General features: G+C 73.3%; 10 protein-coding genes. 9 read left to right on the top strand and 1 reads right to left on the bottom strand.

The window, feature by feature from the left end:
- The first annotated feature begins 20 nt into the window (after window positions 1-20).
- Together ACZ6Q9_RS15545 and ACZ6Q9_RS15540 are read left to right on the top strand one after the other, a co-directional pair.
- Window positions 21-542 carry a hypothetical protein gene (locus tag ACZ6Q9_RS15545; RefSeq protein WP_393457786.1) on the top strand — a complete coding sequence of 174 codons (522 nt, stop codon included), beginning with the start codon at window positions 21-23 and terminating at the stop codon, window positions 540-542.
- A 29-nt stretch (window positions 543-571) separates the two neighbouring features.
- Window positions 572-2,089: a flotillin family protein gene (locus ACZ6Q9_RS15540; RefSeq protein WP_396829213.1), complete on the top strand. Its 1,518-nt coding sequence runs from the start codon at window positions 572-574 to the stop codon at window positions 2,087-2,089.
- An 81-nt stretch (window positions 2,090-2,170) separates the two neighbouring features.
- On the opposite strand, the gene ACZ6Q9_RS15535 is transcribed toward ACZ6Q9_RS15540, so the two are convergent.
- On the bottom strand, window positions 2,171-3,631 hold the full coding sequence (locus tag ACZ6Q9_RS15535) for a CCA tRNA nucleotidyltransferase (RefSeq protein WP_393457662.1): 1,461 nt from the start codon (window positions 3,629-3,631) through the stop codon (window positions 2,171-2,173).
- A gap of 135 nt (window positions 3,632-3,766) precedes the next feature.
- Between ACZ6Q9_RS15535 and murJ the strand changes: the two genes are divergently transcribed.
- From murJ to ACZ6Q9_RS15500, 7 genes are all read left to right on the top strand, one after another.
- Complete coding sequence (gene murJ, locus ACZ6Q9_RS15530; protein ID WP_393457660.1) at window positions 3,767-5,515, top strand: murein biosynthesis integral membrane protein MurJ; 1,749 nt, start codon at window positions 3,767-3,769, stop codon at window positions 5,513-5,515.
- 457 nt (window positions 5,516-5,972) lie between these two features.
- On the top strand, window positions 5,973-7,571 hold the full coding sequence (locus ACZ6Q9_RS15525) for a protein kinase family protein (protein WP_396829211.1): 1,599 nt from the start codon (window positions 5,973-5,975) through the stop codon (window positions 7,569-7,571).
- 43 nt (window positions 7,572-7,614) lie between these two features.
- Complete coding sequence (gene sigM / locus ACZ6Q9_RS15520; RefSeq protein WP_393259526.1) at window positions 7,615-8,436, top strand: RNA polymerase sigma factor SigM; 822 nt, start codon at window positions 7,615-7,617, stop codon at window positions 8,434-8,436.
- Entirely contained in the window at window positions 8,433-9,512 is a 1,080-nt protein-coding gene (locus ACZ6Q9_RS15515) for a hypothetical protein (RefSeq protein WP_393259527.1), read from the top strand. Before sigM ends, ACZ6Q9_RS15515 begins: the two co-directional genes overlap by 4 nt.
- A 182-nt stretch (window positions 9,513-9,694) precedes the next feature.
- Entirely contained in the window at window positions 9,695-10,648 is a 954-nt protein-coding gene (trxB, locus tag ACZ6Q9_RS15510) for a thioredoxin-disulfide reductase (protein WP_393260640.1), read from the top strand.
- A 29-nt stretch (window positions 10,649-10,677) separates the two neighbouring features.
- Window positions 10,678-11,001, top strand: coding sequence for a thioredoxin (gene trxA / locus ACZ6Q9_RS15505; RefSeq protein ID WP_132235478.1), 324 nt, complete (start codon window positions 10,678-10,680; stop codon window positions 10,999-11,001).
- A gap of 151 nt (window positions 11,002-11,152) precedes the next feature.
- The gene (locus ACZ6Q9_RS15500; protein WP_393457652.1) at window positions 11,153-12,316 is read left to right on the top strand and encodes an N-acetylmuramoyl-L-alanine amidase; all 1,164 of its coding nucleotides are present in this window, start codon (window positions 11,153-11,155) and stop codon (window positions 12,314-12,316) included.
- Window positions 12,317-12,355 lie beyond the last annotated feature (39 nt).

Raw genomic sequence — 12,355 nt, 5'->3', positions numbered from 1 at the left:
CGTTGCGCCAGATCGGTACGGTGCGGGTCGTGGCCACGGGGACACTGATCTTCCTCATCATCGGCGGCGCGGGCGTCGCGGTGCTGGCGCTCGCCCTGCTCGGCGCCGAGCTGCTGCACTTCGGCAACCCGGACTTCGACGGTCCCGTGTCGGTCGAGGCGGTCGCCGGGTTCACCGGGGCGCTCGGCTTCGGCGCCGCGATCGCCAACGAGTTGCTCGGCGGGCGTACCCCCGGGATGATCGCGGTGGCGCTGGCCGGCGGCCTCGTTGCGGCCGTGCCCACCGCGTGGGCCGCGTCCCGGCTGAGCCGGGCTGCCCGCGACATGCGCACCGACCCCACCCCCACCCGCCACCACCTGGTCGGGGCGCTCGGCCTGGTGGTCACCCCGGTGCCCGCCGACGGCTACGGCGAGGTCCGGGTCCGGGTGGCCGGCCAGCCGGTCAAGCTGAACGCCCGGGCCGACCGACCGATCCCGGTCGGCGCCCAGATCTTCGTGGTCGAGGCGCTCAGCGAGACCAGCGTGCACGTCGAAACCTACTGAACCCCCTCATAGCAGATCAGGACGGTCACATGCCCCTTCTCATCGCCATCGGCGGCGCGGTCCTCCTCGTCCTCGTGCTCGTGCTCTTCGTCCTCTCCCGGATCAAGGTCGCCGGGCCGAACGAGGCCTTCATCGTCACCGGCCGCAAGGGCCGCACCACGCAGACCGCCGACGGCGGCCGGTCCACCGACATGTCCGGGCAGAAGGTCGTGCTCGGCGCGTCCGTCTTCGTCCTGCCGGTGGTGCAGAAGCTCCAGTCGCTCGACCTGTCCAGCCGGCGGATCGACGTCGGCATCAAGGGCGCGGTCAGCAAGCAGGGCATCCGCGCCGACCTGCACGGCGTCGCGATCGTCAAGGTCGGCGGCACCGAGGACGCCATCCGTGCCGCCGCCCAGCGCTTCCTGCACCAGCAGGACGAGATCGAGGACTTCACGCGGGAGGTGCTCGCCGGCGCGCTGCGCTCGATCGTCGGCCGGCTCACCATCGAGGAGGTCATCCGGGACCGGGCGGCGTTCGCCAGCGCGGTCGCCGAGGAGGCCGAGCACTCGATGACCAACCAGGGCCTGGTGCTGGACACCTTCCAGCTCCAGGACATCCTGGCCGAGGGCTCCTACCTTCAGGACCTGGGCCGGCCGGAGGCCGCCCGGGTGCTCAAGGACGCGTCCATCGCCGAGGCCCGGGCCCGGCAGCAGGCCGAGCAGGAGCGGCTGCTCGCCGAGGAGGTGATCGCCGAGGCCAACCGGAACCTGGCGCTGAAGCAGGCCGCCATCCAGGCGGAGATCGACGCGGCCAAGGCGAAGTCGGCCGCGGCCGGGCCGCTCGCCCAGGCCGAGCGGGACCAGGCGATCCTCTCCGAGCAGCAGAAGGTCGCCGAGCGCAACGCCGAGCTCAAGCAGCGCCAGCTCGACACCGAGGTGCGCAAGCCGGCCGACGCGGCCCGGTACAAGGTGGAGCAGGAGGCCGAGGCGGCCCGCAACGCGGCCGTGCTGAACGCCGACGCGCAGCGGCAGGCCGTCATCGCCGCCGCCCAGGCCTCCGCCGAGCAGGCCCGGCTCACCGGTGAGGGCGAGCGGGCCCGCCGGGCCGCGCTGGCCGAGGCAAACGCGATCGAGGGCGCCAAGGAGGGCGAGGCCGAGCAGCGCCGCCGCTCCGCCATCGCCGAGGCGGTCGAGCGGGAGGGCCAGGCCGAGGCCGCGGCCATCCTGGCCAAGGGCCAGGCCGAGGCCGACGCCATGGCACGCAAGGCCGAGGCGTTCGCGGCGTACGGCGAGGCGGCGGTGTTGGACCTGCTGGTCAAGGTGCTGCCGCAGGTGGTCGAGGCGGCGAGCGCCCCGATCGGCGCGATCGACAAGATGACCGTCATCTCCACCGACGGCGCCTCGTCGCTGACCAAGTCGGTGGCGGGCAACGTGGCCCAGGGGCTCCAGCTCGGCAGCGACCTGACCGGGATCGACCTGGCGGGCCTGCTGGCGAAGCTCGGCTCGGCGTCGTCCGCGTCCGGCAACGGCAAGCCGTCGGTCGACGCCACGGCGGTCGAGACCCGCTGACACCACCGGGGCAGCGGTGTGGCCGCTGTCGCGACAGGGCGCCGTCCCCGGCCGGGGGCGGCGCCCTGGTCGTGTGGCCGACTACTCGACGATGCCCTCGTCGCGGGCCCAGCGCAGCAGCTCCGCCTCGGCCTCGTCGCGGTCCAGCGGGCCGCGCTCCAGGCGCTGCTCCTTGAGGTGTTTCCAGGCCCGCCCGACGACCGGCCCCGGCGGCACGCCCAGCAGCTCCATGATCGCGTTGCCGTCCAGGTCGGGCCGGACCCTCGCCAGGTCCTCCTCGGCGGCGATCCGGGCGATCCGCTCCTCCAGCGCGTCGTAGTCCGCGGCGAGCTGGGCGGCCTTGCGCCGGTTGCGGGTGGTGCAGTCCGACCGGGTCAGCTTGTGCAGGCGCGGCAGCAGGTCGCCGGCGTCGGCGACGTAGCGGCGCACCGCCGAGTCGGTCCACTCGCCCCGGCCGTAGCCGTAGAACCGCAGGTGCAGCGCGACCAGCGCGGTGACCTTGGAGGTGATCTCCTTGGGGTAGCGCAGCGCCTTCATCCGGGCCTTCGTCAGCCGGGCCCCGACCACCTCGTGGTGGTGGAAGCTGACCCGGCCGTCCGGGCCCACCGCCTTGGTGGCCGGCTTGCCGACGTCGTGCATCAGCGCGGCCATCCGCAGGACGAAGTCCGGCCCGTCGGTCTCGTACGAGACGGCGTTGCTCACCACCGTGAGGGTGTGCTCGTAGACGTCCTTGTGCTGGGCGTGCTCGTCGATCGTGAGCTTCAGCCCGGTCAGCTCGGGCAGGAAGCGCTCGGCGAGCCCGGTGTCGACCAGCAGCCGCAGCCCGGTGATCGGGTCGGCGCCGCAGAGCAGCTTGGTGAACTCGTCGCGGATCCGCTCGGCGGTGATCCGGTCCAGGTCGGCGGCCATCAGGGTCATCGCCGCGTGGACGTCGGGGTGCACCGCGAAGCGCAGCTGGGCGGCGAACCGGGCGGCGCGCAGCATCCGCAGCGGGTCGTCGCCGAAGGACTCCCCGGGCGTGCCCGGGGTGCGGATCACCTTGGCGGCGAGGTCGTCCAGCCCGCCGTGCGGGTCGGTGAAGCGGTGCTCGGGCAGGCTGACCGCCATCGCGTTGATGGTGAAGTCGCGCCGCCGCAGGTCCTCGGCGAGGTCGGTGCCGTACTCGACGATCGGGTTGCGGCTGACCTGGTCGTACGCCTCGGCCCGGAAGGTGGTGATCTCCAGCCGCAGCCCGTCGCGCTGGCAGCCGATGGTGCCGAACTCCCGGCCGGTCTCCCAGATCGACTCGGCCCAGCCGCGCACGATGCGCAGGGTCTCGTCCGGGTGCGCGTCGGTGCAGAAGTCGAGGTCGTCGCCGAGGCGGCCGAGCAGGGCGTCGCGGACCGAGCCGCCCACCAGGTGCAGCTCGTGGCCGGCCCGCGCGAACCGGCGGCCCAGCTCGTCGGCGACCGGGGAGACCCGGAGCAGTTCGGCGACGGCGTTGCGCTGCGCGGCGGTGAGTTCGCGGCGGTCGGCGGCGTGGGGAGCGGAGGCTTCGGACATGGGAGCGCCAGACTATCGGTCCCGGCGGGGATGCGGTCCGCCGGGCGCGGGTATCGGGCAACCGTTGACTATCGTCTGTGACGTGCGGGCCCGTGCCCGGCTCGGACGTACCCCCTCTGCCTTGGAGGCGACAAGATGAGCGGCGGTCTCTACCGCAGCGCGAACGCCGCCCAGGGCGGCGCCGCGCCCGGCCGGCCGTCGGACGGCGCGACGTTCATCTCCGCCGAGCCGCTCAACCAGCCGGCCATGGAGTCGACCGCGCCGCCGCAGGAGCAGGTGGCCGAGGCCAGCGCCGCGACCAACAGCGCGGTGATGGCGATCGGCAGCCTCGTCAGCCGGGGTACGGGCTTCCTGCGCACCCTGGTGCTGACGGCCGCGCTGGGCGGCGCGCTGGTCGGTGACGCGTACACCACCGCGCAGATCCTGCCCGGGATGGTCTACGAGTTCCTGCTCGGCGGCATCCTCACCAGCGTCCTGATCCCCGTGCTGGTACGCCGGCGCAAGGCGGACGCGGACGGCGGTCAGGCGTACGCCCAGCGGCTGCTCACCCTCGCGGTGGTCACTCTGGCCGGGGCCGCGCTGCTCGCGGTGCTCGCCGCCTCCTGGCTGACTGAGCTGTACACCAGCGACAACCGCGGCACCGACTACCAGGACCTGGTCACCAACCTGTCGTACCTGATGCTGCCGATGATCTTCTTCACCGGCCTCAGCGCGCTGATCAGCGCGGTGCTCAACACCCGGGGGCATTTCGCCGCGCCGATGTGGGCGCCGATCCTGAACAACCTGGTGGTGATCGGCACCGCCGGGCTCTACATCGCGATCTTCGGCGCGGACATCATCCGGCCGGAGCAGATGACCCCCGGGCGGATCGTGCTGATCAGCGGCGGCACGCTGCTCGGCGTGGCCATCCAGGCCGCCGGTCTGCTGCCGGCGCTGCGCAAGGTCGGCTTCCGGTGGAAGCTGCGCTTCGACTTCCGCGCCCTGGGGCTGGCCGAGCTGGGCCGCCTGGGCGGGTGGATGTTCTGCTACGTCGCGGTCAGCCAGGTCGGCCTGATCGTGCTGTTCAACCTGCTGAACCGGGCGGGCGACGGCGACGCCGGCGCACTGATCTACAACAACGTCTTCCTGCTGTTGATGATGGCGCACGGCATCATCGCTGTCTCGATCATCACGGCGCTGATGCCCCGGATGAGCGCGGCCGCCGCCGACGGCCGCTACGCCGACCTCGCCGCCGACCTGTCCCGGGGCACCCGGACCGTCTCGGCGGTGCTGGCCCCGATTGCTGTCTGCTACGCCGTGCTCGCCACGCCGCTGTCGGTGGTGCTGTTCCGCTACGGCGCGTTCAGCGACGACAACGCGGCCGACACCTCGGTGGTGTTGCTGGTGGCCGCGCTCGCGCTGGTGCCGTTCGCGGTCAGCCAACTGTTCACCTTCGCCTTCTACGCGCTCCCCGACACCCGGACCCCGGCGCTGATCAACATCCCGGTGGTGGCGCTTCGGATCGGCGTCCAGATCGTCCTCTTCGCCGCCTTCGCCGCCCACTTCGCGGCCGCCGGGATGATGATCGGCAACGCCGTCTCCTACCTGGCCGCCGCGATCGCCTCCGCCTGGCTGCTCCGTCCCCGGGTCGGCCGGATCGGGCTCGGCGGGATCATGCGCACTCTCGGCCGGGTCGCGGTCGCCGCGCTCGGCGCGGCGCTGGCCGGTCTACTGGTGGTCGCGCTGCTGCCGGGCGACGACACGCCAACCCGCCTGGAGGCGATCATCCAGCTCGTGGTCGGCGGCGCGGTGATCGGCGGGGCCTACCTCGGGCTCGCGATGGCGCTGCGGATCGGTGAGATCACCGAGGTCGTCGGCATGGTCCGCCGCCGACTGGGCCGCTGACGCGCCGCGCTCGGGTGCGGGCCGACGACCCGCGGATGGTCTGCACGCTCTGTGAACGAGGATCACCAGCCTGGGGATGCGCCTGTGGATAACTCCACGAATCACGGCTCAGACGCCGGACGGGCCTGTGGATAACCAGCCGTACGGCTGAGCATGGCGGCACGGTCGGAGGGAACCCGGGGGCGTCGGCGTCGCCGCCACACAGGTCAACCCCTCCGGCGAGCACTTGCGGTCAACGTCTAGATTGGTTAGTACATGTGCCAGCAACGTGGCTGACAACGGTCGCAACCGGACAAGTTGATCGCCGGCCGGCAGCCCGACCCGGGAGCGGCGCGAAGATGACATGTCGGGGAGACCGCCAACCCGGGTAAGGTCGCTCTCGACGGGTACGGCAGGCGCCGACGCTCCGCGTCGACACCGGTCGGCCGGTTCCTTCGAAGGCAGAGCGGGAAGCCACATGCCCAGCAGCGCGGGTCCATCGATCGACACGATCACCGAGGGAGGACGGGTGACCCAGGTCGGCGAGGGTCAGGAGGCGGAGGAGAGCGCTCCGCACGTCATGACCTTCGGTGCTCCCACGGCCGGTGAGATCCTCGCCGAGCGTTACGAGCTGGTCGAGCACATCAACAACGACAGCGCGGGTCGGCTGGTCTGGCGGGGCGTCGACGTCATCCTCCGCCGTCCCGTCGCGGTCGTGCTGCGCTACCCGGGTGGCGACTCCGCCACCGAGATGCTCCAGGGCGCCGTCGCGGCGAGCCGGGTCATCCACCCCAACCTGGTCGGCGTCTACGACGCGATCGACGAGGCCGAGCGGGCGTACGTGGTGCGCGAGTGGGTCGACGGGCGGTCCCTGCGCGAGCTGGTCGCCGACGGCCCGCTGGACCCGGCCCGGGCCACCACCATCGGCAACGCCGTCGCGAGCGCCCTCGCCGCCGTGCACGCCACCGACATGGTGCACGGCAACGTCCACCCCGGCACGGTGATGATCAGTGACGACGGCCGGGTGGTGTTGGCCGACGCGCGTACCGACGGCGACGACAGCCAGCAGAGCGACGTGCGCGCGATCGGCGGGGTCCTCTACTTCGCCCTGACCGGGCACTGGCCGCACGCCGAGGCCCCGCTGCGCGGCGCCACCGCCGGCCACGGCCGGGCCGCCATCCCCGACGCCGTCCGCGACGCCGCCGGCGCGATCGCCGCGCCCCGGCAGGTCCGGGCGGGCGTGCCGGCGTACCTCGACGACCTCACCATGGACCTGCTCGACGCCGAGATCGCGCCGCCCTCGTCGGACGTGCTCGCCGCCGAGCTGGCCCGCCTGGACGTGCCGGCCGACGAGCAGTTCCTGGACAACACCGGCCCGCTGCGCTTCGCCGCCGACACCGCCGACGAGCCGTCCCCGCTGGCCGCAGCCGGCGGTCGCAAGGTCGCCATCGGCATCGCCGGCCTGCTGGCGGTCGCCCTGGTGGGCCTGCTGATCGGCATCAGCGCGCTGGGCGGGGGCGACGAGAGCCCACAGACCCCGGTGGCCGCGCCCTCGTCGAGCGCGCCCGGCGGCGACGCCACCCCGGCCGCCACCACGGTGCGGGAGCTGAAGATCAGCGGTGCCCGGATCATCGATCCGGACGGCGACCGCACGGAACTCCGCAACGCCGACCGGGTGTACGACGGCGACGAGGACAAGGGCTGGGAGACCCAGACCTACGAGAACCGCCCCAACTTCGGCAATCTGAAGAAGGGCATGGGCGTCTGGGTCGACCTGGGCGAGGAGCACACCGTCAAGTCGGTGCAGGTGTTGCTCTCCGCCCGAGGCGCCTCCGCCCGGCTTCTCACGGGGACCTCCAACCCCCCCTCGTCGGCCTCCGGCGACGCCCAGCTCGTCGCGGAGTACAAGACGCCGATCGGGCAGCCGTTCGAGGAGCACGACGGCACCAAGATGACCTTCAACGGCTTCGACGCCGACAAGAAGTACCGCTACCTGCTGCTCTGGATCACCGAGCTGCCGCCGAGCGAGCGCGGCTACAAGGTCGGCGTCCAGGAGATCACGGTCCAGGGATCGTGAGCCGGCCGCCGCGCCCAGGGCACCGCACCCGCCGGACGTGGTGATGGGCGTACGCGGGGAGCGGACGAGCGGTGGACCGGTGGGCGGAGCGAGCGGCCCACCGGTCGCGTCGTCCGTGCCGCCGGCCGGGCCGACGGACCTGGAACTCCTGCACGCCCACGTGGCGGGCGACCGGGACGCCTTCGCCGAGCTGTTCCACCGGCACCGCGACCGCCTCTGGGCGGTGGCGCTGCGGACGCTCGGCGACCGCGAGGAGGCCGCCGACGCCCTCCAGGACGCGCTGCTGTCCGCCCACCGCGCCGCCGGCCGGTTCCGGGGCGACTCGGCGGTCACCACCTGGCTGCACCGGATCGTCGTGAACGCCTGCCTGGACCGGATCCGGCGCCGGCAGGCGCATCCCACGGTTCCGCTGCCGGACGGTGTCCGGGACGGCGGCTCCGAATCCGCCACGGGCGGCGTCGAGCCGGCGGCTCCCGTCCACGACCACGACACGGCGCTGGTGGTCCGTCAGGCACTCGCCGGGCTGCCGGCCGAGCAACGATCGGCGCTGATCCTGGTGGATGTGCAGGGCTACCCGGTGGCCGAGGTGGCCAGGATCCTCGGCGTCGCCGAGGGCACGGTCAAGAGCCGGTGCGCCCGGGGCCGGGCCCGCCTCGCAACGCAGCTCGGGCACCTGCGCCCCCGGCCCGCCCCGCAGCAGTCCGAGCCGCCGGGCCCCGCCCCGCAGCGGCAGGAGTCGCCGCAGCCCGCCCCGGCGGCGGGCCCCAACGTGCCGGCCGTCACCGAAGGGAACCCGCGACCGCCCGAGGGCGTCCGATCGGGGTCGGGACGGTCCCGGCGGGATGCCCACCAGGAGGACGCGTGACGGCCGGGGGGTTCGGAGAGGTCGACCACGACCTGCTCGCCGACTACGTCGGCGGGGCGCTGGACGGCACCCCGGACGAAGCACGCGTCGCCCGCCTGGTCGACGAGGACGCGGCCTGGGCGGAGGCGTACGCGCTGCTCGCCCCGGCCCTGGCAAGCGTCCGGGCCGACCTGGCCGCCGCCTGGGCCGGCCCCGCCCCCGAGATGCCCACGGACGTCACCGACCGGCTCGTCGCGGCCCTGGCCAACGCCCCCGCGCCCGACTCCGGCCCGCTCGACCCGACGCCGGCCCGCTCCGATCTGGTGCATCCCGAGCCACACGACTCCGAGCCGGCCCGCTCCGAGGCCGTCGGCTCCCCCTCCGGGGGCGGCGACGCGGTGCCGGCCGACGAACCGGGAACGGGCAGGTCGGGCGGGGTTGTGCCGGCGCAGCCGCTCGGCGGGTCCGCGCGGCGCCCTGCCGGCGTACCCCGCTCGGAGCCCGGCCGGGGCGCGACCACGGGGCCGGGCCGACGGCGCCGCCGCTGGTCCCGGCTGGCCGGCCCGGTCGCGCTCGCCGCGGCGTCGATCGCGGCGGTCGGGCTGGGCATCGGCCAGTTCACCGGGGAGCAGGGGGACGGCGCCGCGGACACGGCGTTGTCCCGGCCGACCAGACCGGAGGTCGCCGGCCCCGCCGGCACGCCATTCCGGGCGGGCGAGCCCACACTCCGCAGTGGGAGGGACTACAAACCCGAGTCCCTGGCCGACGTCTCGCCGACGATGAGGGCACAGCAGTTCAGCGCCGGCCCCCGGCCCGATGCCCAGGCGGAGGGTGGGCGGCTGCCCGGCGACGTGGTCGGCCTCGACCGGCTCACCGACCCGGCCTCGCTGAGCGACTGCATCGACGAGATCGGCGCCGAGCACGGCGGCGGGCCGCTGGTGGTCGAGGTGGTCGACTACGCCCGGTTCCAGGGCCGCCCAGCGCTGGTCGTCCGGTTCACCGACAACAGCGGCGCCCACTGGGCCTGGGTGAGCGGACCGGATTGCGGGGTGCCCGGATCCGGCTCGGACAGCCGCTACCGCACGCGGGTAGGGTGAATTCGCGGCCACCGGACGTTTGACCGTCCACGTGACCTGACCCACCGGATGACCGGCTCGGGAATCCCCGGTTCCTACGATGACGTTCTGCACATCAGACTGCCGGCACCGCGAGGGGCGTCGGCATCGGATCGGCATCGGTGCGCGCGCCGATGGCGAACAACACCTATCGGGAGACGGCAGTGGACGAGGTCCGCAACCTGATCATCATCGGCTCCGGGCCGGCCGGTTACACGGCGGCGGTCTACGCGGCGCGCGCCAACCTCAAGCCGCTCATCATCGAGGGCGTGCAGTCCGGCGGCGCGCTGATGACGACGACCGAGGTGGAGAACTTCCCCGGTTTCGCCGACGGCATCCTCGGCCCCGAGCTGATGGACAACATGCGCAAGCAGGCCGAGCGGTTCGGCGCGGAGTTCCTCACCGACGACGTGACGCGGGTGGAGCTGAAGGACACCGGCAGCGTCGGCTCCGACGCGGTCAGCACCGTCTGGGTGGGTCAGACCGCCTACCGGGCGAGGGCCGTCATCCTCAGCACCGGCTCGGCGTGGCGTCCGCTGGGCGTCCCCGGCGAGCAGGAGTACCTGGGCCACGGTGTCTCGTCCTGTGCCACCTGCGACGGCTTCTTCTTCCGCAACCAGCACATCGTGGTCGTCGGCGGCGGTGACTCGGCGATGGAGGAGGCCAGCTTCCTCACCCGGTTCGCCGAGTCGGTCACCATCATCCACCGCCGGGACTCCTTCCGGGCCAGCAAGATCATGGCCGAGCGGGCGCTGGGCAACGAAAAGATCAAGGTCGAGTGGAACACCGTGGTCGAGGAGATCCTCGGCGACGACGGCAAGGTCTCGGGCGTACGGGTGCGCAACACGCACACCGGCGAGTCCAAGGTCCTCGACGTCACCGGCGTCTTCGTGGCCATCGGCCACGACCCGCGCAGCGAGCTCTTCCGGGGTCAGGTGGAGCTGGACGACGAGGGCTACGTGAAGGTCCAGTCGCCGAGCACCCGGACCAGCGTGCCCGGTGTCTTCGCCGCCGGTGACCTGGTGGACCACACCTACCGGCAGGCCATCACCGCCGCCGGTACGGGCTGCGCCGCCGCGCTGGACGCCGAGCGCTTCATCGCCACGCTGCAGGGCTGAACAACCGAAAACTCCGGAGGAGGGTCATAGTGGGAGCAACGAAGTCGGTCACCGACGCGAGTTTCGCCGCCGACGTGCTGAAGTCCGACAAGCCGGTTCTGGTGGACTTCTGGGCCGAGTGGTGCGGGCCGTGCCGCAAGGTGTCGCCGCTGCTGGAGGAGATCGCCGGCGAGATGGGCGACCAGGTCACCATCGTCAAGCTCAACATCGACGAGAACCCGGAGACCGCCCGCGCGTACCGGGTGATGTCCGTCCCGACCCTCACCGTGTTCAAGAACGGCGAGCCGGTGCAGTCGATCGCCGGCGCCAAGCCGAAGGGTGAGCTGGTCAGGCTCATCGAATCGGCGCTCTGATCTGCACGTACGCACGTCGACCCCGTACCCGGTCCGCCCGGGGGACGGGGTCGACGTCTTTTCCCGGCGCGCCCACCTGAGGTCCCCGGAACGCATAACCTCAACCCCGGGGCCGCCCGGCCAGCCAGCGTCCGTGCAGAGGGGGTCGTGCGTGCGTCCGATCCGACCCGGTGACCGTGGACCCGCGGTCACCGAGATCCGTACGGTGCTGACCGGCCTCGACCTGCTCGCGCCGATGGCACCCGACGTCGACGAGTTCGACGCCCACACCGAACGGGCCGTCCGGGCCTTCCAGCAGTCCCGGGGGCTCAGCGTGGACGGCCGGGTCGGCGCGGAGACCTGGCGGGCCCTGGACGCCGCCCGCTGGCGGCTCGGCGCCCGCACCCTCTACCACTCGGTCCCCGAGCCGCTCACCGGCGAGGACGTCCGGTCGCTCCAGGAACGACTGCTGGAGATGGGGTACGACGTGGGTCGCGCGGACGCGATCTACGGCGTACGGACCTCGCGGGCGGTCGCCCAGTTCCAGCGCGAGGTCGGGCTGACGCCCGACGGCTCGTGCGGGCCGCACACCATGAACGCGCTGCGCCGGCTCGGGCGCAAGGTCGTCGGCGGGCGGCCGCAGTGGCTGCGCGAGTCCGACGCCATCCGGCAGTCCGGCCCGACGCTGGTGGGGCGGACCGTGGTCGTCGACCCCGGTCACGGGGGCACCGACCCGGGCGTGGTGGTGCCGGACGGGCGGCTGCGGTGGACCGAGGCGGACCTGGTGCACGACCTGGCCAGCCGGCTGGAGGGCCGGCTCGCCGCCTCCGGCGTCCGGGTGCAGCTCACCCGCGGGCCGGCCCCGGAGGACTGCCTGCCGGACGTCGACCGGGCCGGGCTGGCCAACTCGCTCGGGGCCGACGTGTTCATCTCGCTGCACCTCGACGGGCACGCCAACCCGGCGGCCGAGGGCGTCGCGACCTACCACTACGGCACCGACAACGGGGTCACCTCGGCGACCGGGGAACGGCTCGCCGGGCTCGTGCAGCGGGAGATCGTCGCCCGTACCGGGCTGCGCGACTGCCGTACGCACGCGAAGGCGTGGGACCTGCTCCGGCTGACCCGGATGCCGGCCGTACGCGTCGAGGTCGGCTACCTCACCTCGCCCGGCGACCGGGCCCGGCTGGTCGACCCCCGGTTCCGGGACCTGGTGGCCGAGGCCGTCGTGGCCGCGGTGCAGCGGATGTTCTTCCCCGTGGAGCGGGACGTGCCCACCGGCTCGATCGACGTGAGCGAGCTGCGGGCGGTCGTGGCCGCCGGCACGGTGGTGGACTGAACGGCGGTCGGCGCGGTCGCGGACGGGCGGGCGTGGACC

Source organism: Micromonospora sp. NPDC049139 (genome assembly GCF_055586845.1).
Note: the sequence above shows the minus strand (reverse complement) of the source record. Positions and strands in the feature narration are given on the sequence as shown.

Coding starts and splice junctions, on each gene's coding strand:
- ACZ6Q9_RS15535 (WP_393457662.1), bottom strand. CDS start 3,631: ATGTCCGAAGCCTCCGCTCCCCACGCCGCCGACCGCCGCGAACTCACC.
- murJ (WP_393457660.1), top strand. CDS start 3,767: ATGAGCGGCGGTCTCTACCGCAGCGCGAACGCCGCCCAGGGCGGCGCC.
- ACZ6Q9_RS15540 (WP_396829213.1), top strand. CDS start 572: ATGCCCCTTCTCATCGCCATCGGCGGCGCGGTCCTCCTCGTCCTCGTG.
- ACZ6Q9_RS15525 (WP_396829211.1), top strand. CDS start 5,973: ATGCCCAGCAGCGCGGGTCCATCGATCGACACGATCACCGAGGGAGGA.
- sigM (WP_393259526.1), top strand. CDS start 7,615: ATGGGCGTACGCGGGGAGCGGACGAGCGGTGGACCGGTGGGCGGAGCG.